Source organism: Streptomyces sp. NPDC088762, from assembly GCF_044750905.1.
GTDB lineage: Bacteria > Actinomycetota > Actinomycetes > Streptomycetales > Streptomycetaceae > Streptomyces.
Genome location: NZ_JBIVKT010000003.1, coordinates 409,509 through 424,219 on the forward strand (window position 1 = coordinate 409,509; position 14,711 = coordinate 424,219).

Below are 14,711 nucleotides of genomic sequence, written 5' to 3' on the forward strand. Positions count from 1 at the left end.
CGCCGCGGACACGGTCCTGCCGCCGCACCCGGCCGCAGGACCCACTCCTGGGCCGCTCTCGGCCCTCACTCCTTGCCCTTGCCCGGCAGGAACTCCTGGATCTTCGCCTTGAGGCCCTGCCGGACCATCGAGGCCCGGTCGCTGTCCCCGTGCAGCACCGACGAGGCGGCCGCCTTGGCCTGGTCGAACGTGGCGTGCGGCGGAATCGGCGGCACCGCCGGGTCCGTGCGGAAGTCGATCACGAAGGGCCGGTCGGCGGACAGGGCCTGGCGCCATGCCGGTTCCACGTCGCCCGGGTCCTCCACGCGGACGCCGGACAGGCCGAGGCCGACGGCGAAGTCCGCGTAGCGCACGTCGGGCAGGCTCTGCGACTCCTCGAACTGCGGAACGCCCTCCATGGCCCGCATTTCCCAGGTCACCTGGTTGAGGTCGTGGTTGTTCAGCACCGCGACGATCAGCCGCGGGTCGGCCCACTCCGGGTAGTACTTGGCGATGGTGATCAGTTCCGCCATGCCGTTCATCTGCATCGCGCCGTCACCGACGAGCGCGATCGCCGGCCGCTCGGGGAAGGCGAACTTCGCCCCGATGACGTACGGGACGCCCGGCCCCATCGTCGCCAGCGTCCCCGAGAGGGAACCGCGCATCGAGCCGCGCATCCGCAGGTGCCGTGCGTACCAGTTCGCGGCCGAACCCGAGTCCGCTGCCAGGATGGCGTCGTCCGGCAGCAAGGAGTCCAGCGCGTGCACCACCAGCTCGGGATTGACCGGATCGGCGGCGACCTTGGCCCTGCGCTCCATGACCTCCCACCAGCGCTCGTTGGACTGTTCGACGGAGTCGCGCCATGCCCGGTCCGTCTTGCGCTCCAGCAGCGGCAGCAGCCGCTTCAGGGTCTCCGCCGCGTCACCGACGACGTTGACCTCGAACGGGTACCGCAGACCGACCAGCGAGGGGTCCACGTCGATCTGCACGGCGCGCGCCTGACCGAAGTCGGGCAGGAACTGGCTGTACGGGAAGCTCGAGCCGATGACGAGAAGCGTGTCGCAGTCGCGCATCATCTCGTACGACGGCCGGGTGCCGAGCAGACCGATCGACCCGGTGACGTAGGGCAGCGTGTCGGGCAGTACGTCCTTGCCCAGCAGGGCCTTGGCCACGCCCGCGCCGAGTACCTCGGCGACCTCCTCGACCTCGGCGCGCGCGTGCCGTGCACCCTGCCCGACCAGCATGGCGACGCGTTCGCCCGCGTTGAGGACCTCGGCGCACCGGGCCAGCTCCTCGTCGGCCGGGACCGGCGCGAAGCGGCCCAGTCCCTGGCTGGAGGGCACCATCTTGAACTCGTGCGTCGGCGCCTCGTACGGCAGGTCCTGGACGTCCGCCGGGATGATCACCGCGGTGACGGTGCGCCGGGCCGTGGCCACGCGCATCGCCCGGTCCAGTACTCCGGGCAGCTGCTGGGGGACGGTGACCATCTCGCAGAAGTCGGAGGCCACGTCCTTGTACAGGGAGAGGAGGTCGACCTCCTGCTGGTAGGCGCCGCCCATCGCGGACCGGTCGGTCTGCCCCACGATCGCGACGACCGGCACGTGGTCGAGCTTGGCGTCGTAGAGACCGTTGAGCAGGTGGATCGCACCGGGCCCGGAGGTCGCCGCGCACACACCGGTCCGGTGGGAGAACTTCGCGTACCCGACGGCCTGGAAGGCGGACATCTCCTCGTGCCGGGACTGGATGAACCGCGGCTTGTCGCCCGCCCTGCTCCAGGCAGCGAGCAGCCCGTTGATGCCGTCTCCGGGGTAGCCGAAGACGTACTCGACGTCCCACTCCCGCAGCCTGCTCAGCAGATGGTCCGAGACCTTCATCGCGCGAACTCCATTCGCAGCCGGGCCGGCCCGCCACAGCACAACGGGCCAGGAGGGCGGCGGGCACCCTCGTTGCGCGGCTAACCGGACTCGGGCCCTGCAAACCCCGGGCGCGGAACCGGGCCGTGCCCGGCCCGGCCGCTGCGGCGGTCCCCGTGGACGCTGTTTGGCGGCCCACCGCGCGGGCAGTCGCAGGCCAGGCGATGCGAGAGGACCGACATGAGTGCCAGCGAGAAGATGAAGGCTCAGATCGAGCAAGTTGCCGGGAAGGCCGTGCGGAAGGCCGCCCATGCGATGGGCAAAGACGGCCTGGCGGCCAAGGGCGCGGCGCTGGAAACTCGCGGCAAGGCCCGGCACGCCAAGGAGAAGGGCAAGGACAAGTTCCGTTGAGACCGGCCCCCAACGATCACAGGATCCGAGGTTTAGGCAATTCCGAACGGTAAAGGAGTGTTGTTGACACTGGCTTTTACCTGACTGACGCGGGAAGGAATCATGGGCATATTGGCTTGGATCCTCCTAGGGCTGCTCGCAGGCATCATCGCCAAGTTCCTGATGCCGGGCAAGGACCCGGGCGGCATCATCGTCACCATTCTCATCGGTATTGCCGGCGGTCTTCTGGGCGGATGGCTGGGCAAGGTGATTTTCGGCGTCGACTCCATCGACGGATTCTTCGAACTCTCCACTTGGATCGCCGCCATCGTCGGCTCTCTGATCCTTCTGGGTGTTTACCGTTTGTTCGCGCGCAACAGGTAGTACCGCCCGCGCAGGGCGTCGGCTGCCACCTTTCGAAACGGCTCCCCCATGAGGGTGGAGCCGTTTCCCGTGGTCCGGCCTGACGATCACCGCCAGGCACGGCAGCAGGAGATCATCGTGAAATTCATTGCGGGGCGGCGCGGACACAGACGGCGCATGCGCCGGGCGCTCGCCCGGTGGACCCCTCGGGCGGTCTTCCGCCGGATGTGCGTTCACCTGGTGGGGTGGGGCGTGCGGATAGCGGTGTGGGTGGGGCGACGGATGCTCCGGCGCGTGCTGCGTTCCGTGTTCCTTTTGCGGTGCCGGTACGTGGGCCTTTGATGGTCCGGGAGTGCGGGGCGGCACCGGCGCCGTCGCTCCGCTGGTCAGGAGGCGGGTGGCAGCAGGGGACCGAGGGGGCCGAGATCGAGGTTGAGGTCCTGGAGGGTGTAGCCGTGCTGGGCGCACAGCTCGGTCATGCGGTCGTGCAGGGCGAGGAGCGTGGCGCCGAGTTCCTCCTCCTGCTCGTCGGTGAGGTCGCCCGCGTCGACCCGGCGAAGGGCTTGGCGTTCGATCAGCTGCCGCAGGAGTTCCACGAGCGTGAGGACCAGTTTGAGGAGGTCTTCGCCGACGCGGTCGGGGTCGGTGTGGATCCGGCGAGCCGGAGGCTCGGGTTCGCCCGGTGTGCCGGGGGGTGCCTGGAGGAGCCGGAATGCGGTGGCCATGGTGTCGCTGAGCGGGCCGAGATCGGGGGTGGGGGAAGGCCGCGCCGGGGGGTCGGAGTTCATCATGGCTGCTCGCCGCCCCGGGTGGAGGGATCGGCCGGGGTGGCGACGGACGTGATGAGGGCGCGGAGCGAGATGCGGACGAGGTCGATGTCGGCGATCGACAGGATGAGGTCGCCGGTGATCACGACGCCACCGGCCAGGAGCCGGTCGAGGAGGTCGACGAGGGCGACTTGCCGGCCGGGCAGTGGTTCGTCTCGTTCGCTGAGCGTCATGATCGTGCGCCGGGCTCGTCGGCCGGCTCGGAGGGCGGGGGCGGAGGCGGCATGGCGAAGGAGTACGGTGCCCAGGGGCCGGTGATTTCGACGCGGATGCCGGGGAGGTCCTCGCCCGCCAGCCGGATGGCGGCGCGGAACGTCTCGGCTTCGTCCTCCGGTACGAGGTACGCGTCGTTGAGGACGTTCTCCCCCGCTTCGCCGCGGGTGAGGGGTCCGGTCTGGGTGGGATGCCGCACGACGTGGGTGGCGTGCCGGGCGGCTGTGGCGGCGATGCGTTCGGCTGCTTGGGCGGCTTGCCGGTAGCGGTCCTCGCGGGCGTGGTGCTGCGCTTTGCGGGCCCTGAGGTAGGCCTTGCCGGGCCCGGCGGCGGGGGCAGGGGTAGTGGCGGGGGCCGGACTCTCGTCGGCGGCGGCAGTGTCGGTCTCCGGGCGGATGTAGGCCTTGACGCCGTACTCGGTGTGGTGGGCCAGGAGCGCGAGCCGGTCGGCGAAGGTGCGGTGTTGCTCCCGCAAGGCCGCCAGGGCCCGGTCGCCGTCCTGGTAGAGGGTGGCCATCCGCAGGGGCAGGACGGTGGTGTGGTCGGCGAGGGCCTGGATGACGTGGTGGTGGGACCGCGCGGTGACCTCGAGCCAGTCGAGGTCTTCGAAACGGGCCTTGAGGGCCTGCTCGCGCCAGTCGGCGTCCGGGACCTGGCTGGTGACGAACGCCAGGGCGGCCGGACCGGCACCCTCCTGCGCATCTGGGGTCAGCAGGGTGACCGGTGCGTCGGCGACCCCGCGGAGGTCCGCGAGGAGGGCACCGAGCTCGCGGGTCGTGGCGACGACGGCGTAGACGTAGGTGAGGGTCGGCTCCGGATTCATGGGCCGGACCTCTTCCTGCCGGCGCCGGGCCGGCGCACCTCCTCCTCCCCCGCCGGGCCCTCGTCCGGGCGTCGGGCCGGGGCGCCCTCGAGGCGTTCGCGCCGCAGTGCCTCCACTTCGGCGCGCAGGCGACGGTTCTCTTCCGCGAGCGGGTCGCCGCTGTGGCGGGAGGAGAGCGAGGGGTCGTACTCCCACCAGTCGATGCCCATCTCCTTGGCCTTGTCGACGGAGGCGATGAGGATCCGCAGTTTGATGGTCAACAGCTCGATGTCGAGAAGGTTGATGCGGATGTCCCCGGCGATGACGATGCCCTTGTCCAGGACGCGTTCGAGGATGTCGGCCAGGCTGGCCGAGGAGGTCTGCGGATAGGACATCGGGGTCGCCCGGGACGGCAGCGGGCCGAGCCGGTTGGCGAGCGGGTCAGTCACGGTCCCCGACCTCCCTGGTCACGGCAGGCCCTGCCGGTAGCGCGCGATCTCGTCGAGGCGGTCGAGGAGTTCGTCCTCACGGCGGTCGAAGGTGGCCTCGTCGATCTCCCCGAGCTGGAGACGGCGCTCGAGGTCGGCCAGAGCGGCGTAGACCGGGGCGGGGTCGTAGTAGTCCTCGTTCGCCTTGTCCACGACGCGCTGCGCCACCCACACCACGGCCCGTACGGGTGCCATCGGCGCGGTCAGCAAACTGGTCAGCAGCCCCATGGCTGGCTCCTCCTGACGCTTTCCGGGGCGGGCCGCCTGCGGTGGCGGGTGCGGGGCGGCGGGCCGGGCACTACACGAAGCTGTACGGGGGCAGCGGTCCGGCGAAGCGGAAGGCGACGCCGTCGATCTGCTGGGCGAGGCTGGCCTCCGCCTGGAGGAAGGTGTCCTTCTGATCGTCGTGGACCAGCAGGGAGAGGTTCACGATGTCGCCCTCGGCCGGGGGGCGGACGCTGTGGTCGCGGGCGAAGGGGATCAGGGCCTGGACGAGCCCGGCGGCCAGGGCCTCCTGCCGGTCGCGCACCTCGGCCGCGACGATCTCTCCCAGCTGCAGCGGCAGCCGGGGATCGGTGTCGCCGGCGCGGATCCGCTCGTTGAGCAGCCTCGCCTGGGCAGAGTCGCCCAGGATCTCCCGCAGGAGGTCCTCTTCGTCCTGCGAGGCTTTGATGTGGTACTCGGCGCAGCCCTGGAGGCGCTCCAGAGCGTCCAGGTAGTGCTCCGCGCGCTGCTCGAGGGCCTCGGCGACCGCCTCGTCGTCGGGTGCGACGTACCCGAACTGCAGGGGCAGGATCGTACCGTCGGCCATCAGACGGTCCTGGACCTCCTGGTGGGCGGCCAGGTCCCGCCGCTTCGCCCGGATCTCCTCGTCGACGTCGGAGACGACCGCGCGCAGCCGGCCGGCGGTGACGGTGCGCAGCGGCGTGGGTTCGGACCCCACGCCGGTCAGCCCGTCCAGGCGGCACGGGTGGCCGTCACCGGTGATCGAGTACACGTAGAGAGCCATCGCCTACTCCCTTTCGCGGCGTACGGGGCGGCGGGCGGGCCGGCGCCGACGGGGGGTCTCTTCCTCTTCCTCCTCTTCCGGCTCTTCCTCCTTGGAGGAACCACCGGTCAGGGACTGCGTCACGGCCTCCACGGCGCCGGTGAGGGCACCCTTGGACTTCCCGTGCGCCCCGCTCTCGACCGCGTTGTCGACGATGTCGGTCAGCTGCGCGGGGGCCTTGCGGCCTGCTTCCAGGTCAAGGCGGTTGCACGCCTCGGCGAAGCGGAGGTAGGTGTCGACGCTGGCCACGACGATCCGCGCGTCGATCTTCAGGATCTCGATCCCGACGAGGGAGACGCGGACGAACACGTCGATGACGAGACCGCGATCAAGGATCAGTTCGAGCACGTCATAGAGGCTGGCCGTGCCTCCGCCGCTTCCCGTTCTGCTGATGTTGCTTCCGCCCTGCGGCAGCACAGTCATGGCCGCTTCCCTTCACGGGGCCGGCTTGTCAGGTCGGCCGGTCGATCATGCCCCGGCTGTATCGCCGGGTTCGCTCGTAGGAGATCAACTCGCCTTCCTCGTCCATCGTGACCTTGTAGCTTCCGATGACGCTGGTGGTGTCGGGGATGCGCTCCAGCTCGACGACCTCGACCTGCGCCTCCCACCCGTCCTCGGTGGGGCGCAGGGAGGACACCGATTCGGGGCTGCGTCCCAGCAGCTGCGTGAGCTGTTCGGCCGCCGAGCGCATGGCAGAGGCGGCGCCGGTGACGCGGTGGCGCGCAGGTGGCTTCCGGGCCGGTGCCCTGGGGGCGGTCCGGCTGCGGGGGGCGTCCCGTGCGTCCTGCTCGTCGCCGTCGTCTGCGGCGGCGCGTCGACGGCGCGCGGGCTCTGGTGCGGCCATGCCACTCTCCTCGCGAAACTCCTCGCGAACCGACCCGGGGCCTGCCCGCTCTTGCCAGGCGCAAACATGCCCAAATTTCCTCGATCCAGATTTTCATCGTATAGGAGGCATATCTGACGCAAGGCCGAGCAGCCCCTCTGTAACCGTGCGAGCAGTAACCGTGTGAGCGGTGCGTCCCGGCACTCAAGCGTGCGTCCGCGGCGGCACTTGGACCTGCAAGGGCGACGCTGGCCCGCACGCACCCGGTGAAGGGAAAGGGCTCATGCAGGACACGACCAAGATCGCCCTGGCGGCCGCCGTCGCCGGAGGCTACGTACTGGGACGGGCGAAAAAGGGACGCCTGGCCTTCACCCTCGTGACGTACGCCGCCGGTCGGCGGCTCGGGCTCGAACCGAAGGAGCTGGCGGCGCAGGGACTGAAGAAGCTCAGCGAGATGCCGCAGGTCGCCGAGCTCGGCGATCAGCTCCGGGGCGAGGCACTGGACGCCGGCCGCAAGGCACTGATGGCGACCGCGAACCGCCGGCTGACCCAGCTCGCCGACTCGGTTCACGAGCGCACTCTCGCCCTTGGCCGGAGCGACGAGGAGGCGGACGAAGAAGACTACGACGAGGCGGAAGAAGCCGGCTACGAGGACGAAGAGGAGCCCTACGAGGAGGCTGAGGGCGCGGCGGAGGAGGAAGAGGAAGAGGAAGAGGAGCCGGAGGAAGAGGCCCTCGCGGACGAAGAGGAACCCGAGGAAGAAGAGCAGGAGGAGGAACCGGAGGAGGAAGAGGAGCCCGAGGAGGAAGAGGAACCCGAGGAGGAACCGCCTGCTCCCCGGCGGCCGGCGCGTCGATCCGCCACGCGCACGAGCAAGGCGGCACCGCGCAGGGAACCGGCGCGCAAGACACCACCCAAGAAGGCCCAGGCACCCGCCAAGAAGGCGGCCCCGGCCAAGAAGGCAGCTCCCGCGAAGAAGGCGGCCCCCGCCAAGAAGGCAGCCCCGGCGAAGAAGGCCCCGCCGGCGCGCGCTGCGAAGAGGACTCCGGCGAAGAAGGCGGCCGCGGGGACGAAGACGAAGGCAGGTTCCTCCTCGGCCACGCGTCGGGCACCGGCCACGAAGGCGGCAGCCCCCAAGCCCGCCGCGAAGAAGACGGCCGCCAAGAAGAGCGCGGCGCGTCCGGCTTCCAAGACCGCTGCGAAGAAGACCGCGGCCGCGAAGAAGACGGCCGGCCGCAAGCCGACCGCGCGGAGGTGAACCGTGGCCACCACACAGCACGGCGCCAAGGGCGCACAGTCCGGGTCCGGCCTCGACCGGCTCCTGGGTGAGGTCACCTCGTATCTCTCCGCCCAGGCGGAACAACTGGCGGACAAGGCCGTGGACAAGGTCGGCGACCTCACCGACAACCTCTACGACGTGGCGGAGAACGGAGGCGCGCTTCCCGGCATCGGCGGCCGGCTCCTCAAGGGCGACTCCCCCATGAAGGCCGTTCTCGGCCAGACGTTCACCGGTCTCAAGGACAAGGTCATGGACGCGGGCTCCGGTCTGCTGGGCGGCAAGGGCAAGGGCAAGGGCCGCAAGGGCAGCGCCAAAGCCGTAAACATCATCGAGAGCATCGATGTCGGCGTACCGCTGCGCACCGCCTACGACCACTGGACCCAGTACGAGAACTTCAGCAGCTTCGCCAAGGGCGTGCGCAGCGTCTCACAGGGCGACGACACCACCACCGACTGGAAGGTGAAGGTCGGCCCCTCGACGCGCAGCTGGAAGGCGACCGTCCAAGAGCAGATTCCCGACGACCGGATCGTGTGGACCTCCGACGGACCCAAGGGAACCACGCGCGGTTGCGTGAGCTTCCACGAACTCGCGCCGTCGCTCACCCGGATCATCCTGGTCGTGGAGTACTACCCGGCCGGATTCTTCGAGAAGACGGGCAACCTCTGGCGGGCGCAGGGCCGGCGCATGCGCCTGGACCTGAAGAACTTCAACCGGTTCGTCACCCTCTCCAACGAGGAGCCGGAAGGCTGGCGCGGAGAGATCGAAGACGGCGAGGTCGTCGTCACCCACGAGGAAGCCCTCGAGGAGGAGGAGCAGGAAGGCGAAGAGGAGCCGGAGGAGGAAGAGCCGGAGCCGGAGGCGGCAGAAGAGGAAGAAGAGGACGAGGAGGAGTACCCGGAGGACGAGGACGAGGGATATCCGGCGGAGGAAGAAGCGGACGAGTACGAAGAAGACGAAGACTCCGGCGAGGACGAGGACCAGGAAGGCGAGGAAGAAGACGAGGAAGAGGAAGAGGACGAGGAGCCGCGCCGCCGGGGGCGCCGACGCTGAGGCTCCCGGGGCCGCGCCACGGCGACGGCCACGGCAGGCGAGCGCCCGCCACACCCCGTAGGGTCGGCGGGCGCAAGGAGGCCGACGGCGGTGCCGTCGGCCTCCTGATCGGCACGGCGGGTCAGTGCTTGAGGGTGTCCTTCGCCTTCTGGGCCGCCTGCTTCGCGTCGCCTGCGACCTGCTCGGCGCGGCCCTTCGTCTCCAGGCTCTCGTTGCCTACCGCCTTGCCGGTGACCTCCTTGGTCTTGCCCTTGATGTTCTTGCCGACGTTCTTGGCCTTCTTCCCTGCGGCCATCTCAGCCACCTCCACATCACGGGGGGAGAACTCAATGGTGGCTCGATCAGCCGATACCCGCATATTCACGGGCGAAGCATGTCGCAGCCGTACCGGATGCCGGGTTTCGGGCTGGTGGGACCGAACCGTGATCCACCGGGCTTTCGTTCACCCGTACGAGGCCGGGCATGATCGCCACGTCCGACCCGTTCTGGCGCTCGCCGTCGACCCCGCCCGGCGGTGACCGGGCCCAGACCCTCCGCGAGGAGAGGAAGCGGCTCCGGCTCATCGTCGGCGTGACCGTGCTGATCGTGGCGGGCGCGTGCGTACAGGCCACTGCCTCGTACAACCCGGAGCCGCGCGCCTCCGAGACCCCGGCGCCCGCGGCGGCGGGCGCAGCCCCGAGCGCGCCGGGGCCGCCGTGCCGCTGCGGGAGACCCGCCTCGCCGACGCCGCGCGGACCACCCGCGCGCTCCGCGGCGCGGCCATGCGCTGACGGCCTGATCCGTAGGACAGCCCTAGGGTGACAGCCATGAGTGATCTCGAGGCGAACAAGGCCGCGGCCAAGGCGTTCTACGACCTGATGTTCAACCGGTGCCGACCCTCCGAGGCGATGGAAAAGTACGCCGGTGACACCTACATCCAGCACAACCCGGAGGTGGCCGACGGCAAGCAGGCGTTCATCGACTACTTCGAGCGGATGGCCGTCGAATACCCGGGGAAGCGCGTGGAATTCAAGCGCGTCTTCGCCGAGGGCGACCACGTCGTGCTGCACTGCCATCAGGTGTGGCCGGAGGAGGAATACGCCGGCATCGACATCTTCCGCTTCGATGACAACGGGAAGATCGTCGAGCACTGGGACGTCCTCCAAGTCGTCCCGCCCACGTCCAAGAACGACAACACCATGTTCTGAGCGGACACGCTGCCCTCGCCCGCTGCAAGGACGTCCGTCGCGTGAGCCGCACGAGCCGTGGACCTCGCGTCGACCCCTGAGGGGAAGGGCGACCACGCCTGTCACCCGTCGCCCGGATATTCCGTACCGCGTCGTCGGCGACCGGTGCAGACTCGCTCCATGACGGACATGCAGGCGTTCCGGGACGCGGTCAGTGGCTGGGCGAACGGCAGGCCCGGCGGGGCGGCGAGGGATCTGGCCGTACGACTCGGGGTGCGGACGGCGGTACTGCTCGAAGGGGCCAGTGACCGCGCCGCCGTTGAAGCGCTGGCCGCACGGCGGGGCCGGGACCTCGCCGCCGAAGGGGTGTGCGTCGTACCGATGGGCGGGGCGATGAGCATCGCCCGTTACGCAGGCCTGCTCGGGCCGCCCGGCCTCGGCCTGCGCCTGGCGGGCCTGTGTGACGAGCGGGAGCAGGGCTTCTACGAGCGCGGTCTGGAGCGGGCACGGGCGCCGTACCAGGGCTTCTTCGTGTGCGTGTCGGACCTGGAGGACGAGCTGATCCGCGCGCTGGGCGCGGACAGGGTCGAGGAGATCCTCGACGCGGAAGGTGACCTCCGCGCCTGGCAGACGTTCCTGCGGCAGCCCGCACAGCACGGCCGGCTCCGGCAGCAGCAATTGCGGCGCTTCCTCGGCACGAAGAAGGGCCGCAAGATCCGCTACGGCGGCCTCCTGGTCGAGGCCCTGGGCCCCGATCAGGTGCCGGCCCCGCTCGACGGTCTCCTCACGAGCCTGTGACCTGCGCACGAAGGCGCCGTCAGGGGCGCTCCAGCATCCGCCGCCGCAGGCTGTCGTAGACGGGCTCGCTCTCCAGCCGGTCCGCGGTCAGTGTCGCGGCGAAGCAGGCGACCAGCAGCGGCACGAGGAGCGGGGTGGCGCCGGTCATCTCCACGACCAGGACGACGCCCGTGACCGGCGCCCGTACGACCCCGGCGAACAGGGCGGCCATCCCTGCGGCCGCGAACACGCCCGGACCGGCCGAGTCCGCCGGCAGCAGCGGGTCCGCGACCGCGTGCGCGAGGGTCCCCCACAGGGCACCGAGGGCCAGCAGCGGAGCGAACAGACCGCCGGGGGTCGCGGCCGCGTAGCTGAGCGGTCCCGCCACGAACCGGACGGCGAGATAGAGCGCCAGCGTCGCCACGGCGGGGCTGTGGCCCGCCAGCAGCCGCTCGCTCAGCGGGTCGCCGCCCCCGGCCAGCAGCGGGTCGTACGCCATCAGCAGACCGACGACCGCCCCGATGGCGGCCGCCCGGACCACGGGCGGCACCCGCGTGAGCCGGTCGCCCATGGCCAGCATCCCCACGACGAGGCCGCTGTAGGCGGCGCCCAGCGCTCCGGCCGACGCACCGAACAGCAGGAAGACGGGCAGCGTCCACACCGGCGGGACCGGCACGCCGGAGACCGCAAAGACCGGCGTGTCGCCCACGATGAACCAGGAGGAGGCGACCGCCGTGGCCGTGCCGATGATGGTCAGCAGCACCAGGCGGGGCCGCACCGTGCGGGTCACCTCCTCGCAGACGAACAGCAGCCCGCCGAGCGGCGCGGTGAACGCCGTGGCCAGGCCCGCGCCGCTGAGCGCGGCGTGCAGGAGCCGGGCGTCCTCGGCGCCGAGCCCGGTGCGGCGGCCTGCCTCGGCTCCGATCGAGGCCCCCATGTGGACGATCGGGCCCTCCCGCCCGAGCACCAGGCCGGAGCCGATGGCGATGAGACCGCCGAAGAACTTCGCCGGCAACAGCCACGGCGAACGGGAGCCGGATTCGGCTCCCGATCCGGTCTCTTGCCGCCACACGGCTTCCACGTGCTGGATCCCGCTGCCCGCCGCGTGCGGAACCCTCCGGGCGATGGTGCACCCCACCGCCGCGCCGAGCGCCGCGAGCGCCATCGGGATCAGCCATCCGGGGCCGCCGAGTCCGGCAGTTGCCTCCAGCATCGAGCCGCGCAGGCTGGCGGCGCGTTCCAGGCACCACCGGAACGCCCCGCCGACCAGCCCCACCAGGCAGCCCGCCGGCACCGCGACGAGGTAGGCGCCGTAGCCCGCCCGGACCCGGCCGGCCGTCACACCGGCCCCGTACGACCGGGACCGGGCCGAGCACCGGGCATGCGCTGCCTCCCCATCGAGCCGTACCGGACGTCGTACGAGCCTGAACCCGCGAGCCGCCCGCCACCACGAAGCTCGCCGAGTCCACCCCCCGAGGCGCCCGACCGGAGGAACGCGGCGGCCGGTCTTCGTGCCGTCCTCCTCCGAGGCGCGGTGCCGGACGCCGCGAGCCCGGCCTGATCCGCAACGCACCCCCTAGTTGTCGTGCACCACCGCCTCGTCCGGGACCGGCGCCGCCGGGCGTGCTGCGAACCGCATGATGACGAAGGCCCCCAGGTACAGCAGGGCGACGACCAGCAGCAGCGCCTGATAACCCGTCACCAGCGCCAGGTACTCGAGCGCGCCCCCGGTCAGTGCGCCCAGCAGGTTGGCGCCGAACGCGGAGGTCGGGTCCGGGGCGAGCGCGAGGCGGTCGGAGAAGATGAGGTTGGCGTAGAAGATGGGGGCGAAGGCCAGGGCGATGGCCGCGACGAGCCGGGCGGCGAAGGGCAGCGACAGGACGGCCTGCGCCGGGACGAGCCAGGCCACCGCCAGGGTGCCGAGGAGCAGCAGCTGCAGCAGGAGCTGGTTGACCCGTGGCAGGCGGCGCCTGACCTCGACGCCCGCGAGGACGGCGAGCAGAACGCCGATGAAGACGAGGGCGTTGACCAGCCAGGTCGTACCGAAGTAGAGCGCGAAGTTGATCACGTTCTTCGTTTCGAGCAGCATGAACGCCGCGCCCAGCAGGAACATGTCGGCGTAGCGGACCGTGCTTCGGAGCCGGACGCCGGTCAGGCGCACCGACAGCAGGGTGACCAGCAGGATCCCGCCCAGCACGCCCAGGTAGAGCGTGGGAATGTCCCGGTGGAACAGGTACGGGAAGGGGTGGTCGTCGCTCGCGGCCTCCGGCACCGGGCCACCGGGCTGCCAGGTCTGCTTGCAGGACTGGTCGGCGGGCGTCATCCCGGACATCAGCACGGCCCCGCTCCAGCCGAACGGCGTCATGCAGGGGGCTTGCCCGTAGATGTCTTCGAGGTTGCCGGCGAAGCGGTCGATCAGCCAGTTCGTCCGGTAGTAGTTGTACATGACGAACGCGCCGTGCGGCGTCAGGTGGTCGCGCGCTGCCTCGAACGCCTGCCGGGTAAACAGGTAGCTCTCCAGGCGCAGATTGCTCGCGCCGGGCACCAGCGTCAGCGAATCCGGCAGCGCCAGGACGACGAGGTCGTACTTGGTGTCCGTCCGCTCCAGGAAGGCGCGCCCGTCGTTGATGTGGACGTGCACCCGGGGGTCGTCGTACGGCTTCGCGGGGTGCAGCTGTGCGCCGATCTGCTGCAGCCGCGGATCGATCTCGACCGCGTCCACGCGCTCCGCTCCCTGCGACAGCGCCACCGCGACGTCATTGCCGTTGCCGGCACCGATGACCAGCACGCGCTTGTGCGGGTTGCCGGGGGTCTGGTCGTAGGCCTGCCGATAGGGCGAGTTCTCCTGCAACAGCGTCGGGAGCGGCGCGATGACCTGGTGCGGGATGCCGTTGACGGAGATCGAGGGGTTGAAGAACTGGACCTTGTAGTAGGGCGACCAGGAGATGCCGGCCGTCGTGGTCTCCAGGAACAACGCGACCACCATCGCCGTGAGGGGGATGCCGTACCGCAGCGTGTTGCGCCGTCCGCCGAGGACCAGCAGGGCCGCGGCGGCGAGGACGCCCCACACCACCGACGGGGCACGGAGCCAGGACAGCAGGGCGAAGGCCACCGAACCGGTGAGGCTGCCGAGCAGGTCGTAGCGGTAGGCGTCGAGCGCGGGAAGCCGGCGGAAGAAGTCGGCGGTGATCTTGCCGATCGCGGTCATGATCACCGCGGTCAGCAGGAAGATCGCCGGCAGCGTCACCCACTCGGGGAAGCCGGTGGTCTGCACGGAGGTGAAGTAGAGGACCTGGCTGCTGCTCTGACGCACCTGCACCGGATACTCGCGCACCAGGACGACGAGGAGGGCGAGCGGGACCGGCGCCCAGCGTTTGAGCCACTGCCCGCGCGCTGCGGGGATCAGGAACCCGAGGCCGATGCCGAGGAACGACCCCAACAGGATGAAGTTCGAAAAGTAACTGAGGTGGACGACGTTGGCGCCCGCCCATCTGATCAGTGCCAGCTCGACGAAGAGCATGGTGGCGCTGGCCAGCAGCAGCCTCCAGCGCACCGAGCTGGCGGTTTGTCCGGTTTCGCTCAGCCTCATGCGTGCTTAGGGTGCCACCTCGGGCAGGGCGAGTCGGTATGCCTTGCCGGTGCTGTGGCACGGA

At 70.4% G+C, this 14,711-nt stretch carries 19 protein-coding genes; 7 read left to right on the forward strand and 12 right to left on the reverse strand.

Features of this window, described 5'->3' with window-relative positions; translation table 11 throughout:
• Positions 1-65: 65 nt before the first annotated feature.
• On the reverse strand, positions 66-1,853 hold the full coding sequence (locus ACIP5M_RS10330) for a thiamine pyrophosphate-requiring protein (RefSeq protein WP_401194491.1): 1,788 nt from the start codon (positions 1,851-1,853) through the stop codon (positions 66-68).
• A 219-nt stretch (positions 1,854-2,072) separates the two neighbouring features.
• Between ACIP5M_RS10330 and ACIP5M_RS10335 the strand changes: the two genes are divergently transcribed.
• Both ACIP5M_RS10335 and ACIP5M_RS10340 read left to right on the forward strand, forming a co-directional pair.
• Complete coding sequence (locus tag ACIP5M_RS10335) at positions 2,073-2,243, forward strand: hypothetical protein (RefSeq protein WP_401194494.1); 171 nt, start codon at positions 2,073-2,075, stop codon at positions 2,241-2,243.
• Between the two features lie 102 nt (positions 2,244-2,345).
• Positions 2,346-2,606 (forward strand): GlsB/YeaQ/YmgE family stress response membrane protein, encoded by a 261-nt coding sequence (locus ACIP5M_RS10340; protein WP_401194497.1) that lies wholly within the window; start codon positions 2,346-2,348, stop codon positions 2,604-2,606.
• 365 nt (positions 2,607-2,971) lie between these two features.
• Here ACIP5M_RS10340 and ACIP5M_RS10345 read toward each other — a convergent pair whose 3' ends face one another.
• The 8 genes from ACIP5M_RS10345 to ACIP5M_RS10380 all read right to left on the reverse strand — a co-directional run bounded on the left by ACIP5M_RS10345 (position 2,972) and on the right by ACIP5M_RS10380 (position 6,807).
• Entirely contained in the window at positions 2,972-3,376 is a 405-nt protein-coding gene (locus ACIP5M_RS10345; protein ID WP_401194500.1) for a gas vesicle protein K, read from the reverse strand.
• Positions 3,373-3,585 carry a gas vesicle protein gene (locus tag ACIP5M_RS10350; RefSeq protein WP_401194502.1) on the reverse strand — a complete coding sequence of 71 codons (213 nt, stop codon included), beginning with the start codon at positions 3,583-3,585 and terminating at the stop codon, positions 3,373-3,375. Before ACIP5M_RS10350 ends, ACIP5M_RS10345 begins: the two co-directional genes overlap by 4 nt.
• A complete protein-coding gene (locus ACIP5M_RS10355) occupies positions 3,582-4,448 on the reverse strand; it encodes a GvpL/GvpF family gas vesicle protein (protein WP_401194504.1) in 867 nt (288 codons plus the stop codon). Before ACIP5M_RS10355 ends, ACIP5M_RS10350 begins: the two co-directional genes overlap by 4 nt.
• Positions 4,445-4,876: a gas vesicle protein gene (locus tag ACIP5M_RS10360; protein ID WP_401194506.1), complete on the reverse strand. Its 432-nt coding sequence runs from the start codon at positions 4,874-4,876 to the stop codon at positions 4,445-4,447. The genes ACIP5M_RS10355 and ACIP5M_RS10360 overlap by 4 nt, the downstream gene beginning before the upstream one ends.
• Positions 4,877-4,894: 18 nt before the next feature.
• The gene (locus ACIP5M_RS10365) at positions 4,895-5,143 is read right to left on the reverse strand and encodes a gas vesicle protein GvpG (protein WP_401194509.1); all 249 of its coding nucleotides are present in this window, start codon (positions 5,141-5,143) and stop codon (positions 4,895-4,897) included.
• A 70-nt stretch (positions 5,144-5,213) separates the two neighbouring features.
• The gene (locus ACIP5M_RS10370) at positions 5,214-5,924 is read right to left on the reverse strand and encodes a GvpL/GvpF family gas vesicle protein (protein ID WP_401194511.1); all 711 of its coding nucleotides are present in this window, start codon (positions 5,922-5,924) and stop codon (positions 5,214-5,216) included.
• A 3-nt stretch (positions 5,925-5,927) separates the two neighbouring features.
• Positions 5,928-6,386 (reverse strand): gas vesicle structural protein GvpA, encoded by a 459-nt coding sequence (locus tag ACIP5M_RS10375; protein WP_401194514.1) that lies wholly within the window; start codon positions 6,384-6,386, stop codon positions 5,928-5,930.
• Positions 6,387-6,414: 28 nt separating this feature from the next.
• Complete coding sequence (locus ACIP5M_RS10380) at positions 6,415-6,807, reverse strand: gas vesicle protein (protein ID WP_401194515.1); 393 nt, start codon at positions 6,805-6,807, stop codon at positions 6,415-6,417.
• Positions 6,808-7,069: 262 nt separating this feature from the next.
• On the opposite strand from ACIP5M_RS10380, the gene ACIP5M_RS10385 reads away from it, so the two are divergent.
• Together ACIP5M_RS10385 and ACIP5M_RS10390 are read left to right on the forward strand one after the other, a co-directional pair.
• The gene (locus ACIP5M_RS10385; RefSeq protein ID WP_401194518.1) at positions 7,070-8,044 is read left to right on the forward strand and encodes a histone protein; all 975 of its coding nucleotides are present in this window, start codon (positions 7,070-7,072) and stop codon (positions 8,042-8,044) included.
• 3 nt (positions 8,045-8,047) lie between these two features.
• Positions 8,048-9,115, forward strand: a complete 1,068-nt coding sequence (locus tag ACIP5M_RS10390; protein WP_401194521.1) for an SRPBCC family protein — start codon at positions 8,048-8,050, stop codon at positions 9,113-9,115.
• Between the two features lie 121 nt (positions 9,116-9,236).
• On the opposite strand, the gene ACIP5M_RS10395 is transcribed toward ACIP5M_RS10390, so the two are convergent.
• The gene (locus tag ACIP5M_RS10395) at positions 9,237-9,410 is read right to left on the reverse strand and encodes a CsbD family protein (protein WP_401194523.1); all 174 of its coding nucleotides are present in this window, start codon (positions 9,408-9,410) and stop codon (positions 9,237-9,239) included.
• 301 nt (positions 9,411-9,711) lie between these two features.
• On the opposite strand from ACIP5M_RS10395, the gene ACIP5M_RS10400 reads away from it, so the two are divergent.
• From ACIP5M_RS10400 to ACIP5M_RS10410, 3 genes are all read left to right on the forward strand, one after another.
• Complete coding sequence (locus ACIP5M_RS10400) at positions 9,712-9,885, forward strand: hypothetical protein (protein WP_401194525.1); 174 nt, start codon at positions 9,712-9,714, stop codon at positions 9,883-9,885.
• 36 nt (positions 9,886-9,921) lie between these two features.
• A complete protein-coding gene (locus ACIP5M_RS10405) occupies positions 9,922-10,302 on the forward strand; it encodes an ester cyclase (protein ID WP_401194527.1) in 381 nt (126 codons plus the stop codon).
• Positions 10,303-10,461: 159 nt separating this feature from the next.
• Complete coding sequence (locus tag ACIP5M_RS10410) at positions 10,462-11,079, forward strand: TOPRIM nucleotidyl transferase/hydrolase domain-containing protein (RefSeq protein ID WP_401194530.1); 618 nt, start codon at positions 10,462-10,464, stop codon at positions 11,077-11,079.
• Positions 11,080-11,098: 19 nt separating this feature from the next.
• Here the strand turns inward: ACIP5M_RS10410 and ACIP5M_RS10415 are convergent, their stop codons facing one another.
• Together ACIP5M_RS10415 and ACIP5M_RS10420 are read right to left on the reverse strand one after the other, a co-directional pair.
• Positions 11,099-12,400: a ClC family H(+)/Cl(-) exchange transporter gene (locus ACIP5M_RS10415; protein WP_401194533.1), complete on the reverse strand. Its 1,302-nt coding sequence runs from the start codon at positions 12,398-12,400 to the stop codon at positions 11,099-11,101.
• 234 nt (positions 12,401-12,634) lie between these two features.
• Positions 12,635-14,647 (reverse strand): spermidine synthase, encoded by a 2,013-nt coding sequence (locus tag ACIP5M_RS10420; RefSeq protein WP_401194535.1) that lies wholly within the window; start codon positions 14,645-14,647, stop codon positions 12,635-12,637.
• Between the last annotated feature and the right edge of the window lie 64 nt (positions 14,648-14,711).

What these genes read in the sequence shown, in the direction of transcription:
- ACIP5M_RS10330 (WP_401194491.1), bottom strand. Translation starts at nt 1,853, where the DNA reads ATGAAGGTCTCGGACCATCTGCTGAGCAGGCTGCGGGAGTGGGACGTC.
- ACIP5M_RS10335 (WP_401194494.1), top strand. Translation starts at nt 2,073, where the DNA reads ATGAGTGCCAGCGAGAAGATGAAGGCTCAGATCGAGCAAGTTGCCGGG.
- ACIP5M_RS10340 (WP_401194497.1), top strand. Translation starts at nt 2,346, where the DNA reads ATGGGCATATTGGCTTGGATCCTCCTAGGGCTGCTCGCAGGCATCATC.
- ACIP5M_RS10345 (WP_401194500.1), bottom strand. Translation starts at nt 3,376, where the DNA reads ATGATGAACTCCGACCCCCCGGCGCGGCCTTCCCCCACCCCCGATCTC.
- ACIP5M_RS10350 (WP_401194502.1), bottom strand. Translation starts at nt 3,585, where the DNA reads ATGACGCTCAGCGAACGAGACGAACCACTGCCCGGCCGGCAAGTCGCC.
- ACIP5M_RS10355 (WP_401194504.1), bottom strand. Translation starts at nt 4,448, where the DNA reads ATGAATCCGGAGCCGACCCTCACCTACGTCTACGCCGTCGTCGCCACG.
- ACIP5M_RS10365 (WP_401194509.1), bottom strand. Translation starts at nt 5,143, where the DNA reads ATGGGGCTGCTGACCAGTTTGCTGACCGCGCCGATGGCACCCGTACGG.
- ACIP5M_RS10370 (WP_401194511.1), bottom strand. Translation starts at nt 5,924, where the DNA reads ATGGCTCTCTACGTGTACTCGATCACCGGTGACGGCCACCCGTGCCGC.
- ACIP5M_RS10375 (WP_401194514.1), bottom strand. Translation starts at nt 6,386, where the DNA reads ATGACTGTGCTGCCGCAGGGCGGAAGCAACATCAGCAGAACGGGAAGC.
- ACIP5M_RS10380 (WP_401194515.1), bottom strand. Translation starts at nt 6,807, where the DNA reads ATGGCCGCACCAGAGCCCGCGCGCCGTCGACGCGCCGCCGCAGACGAC.
- ACIP5M_RS10385 (WP_401194518.1), top strand. Translation starts at nt 7,070, where the DNA reads ATGCAGGACACGACCAAGATCGCCCTGGCGGCCGCCGTCGCCGGAGGC.
- ACIP5M_RS10395 (WP_401194523.1), bottom strand. Translation starts at nt 9,410, where the DNA reads ATGGCCGCAGGGAAGAAGGCCAAGAACGTCGGCAAGAACATCAAGGGC.
- ACIP5M_RS10405 (WP_401194527.1), top strand. Translation starts at nt 9,922, where the DNA reads ATGAGTGATCTCGAGGCGAACAAGGCCGCGGCCAAGGCGTTCTACGAC.
- ACIP5M_RS10410 (WP_401194530.1), top strand. Translation starts at nt 10,462, where the DNA reads ATGACGGACATGCAGGCGTTCCGGGACGCGGTCAGTGGCTGGGCGAAC.
- ACIP5M_RS10420 (WP_401194535.1), bottom strand. Translation starts at nt 14,647, where the DNA reads ATGAGGCTGAGCGAAACCGGACAAACCGCCAGCTCGGTGCGCTGGAGG.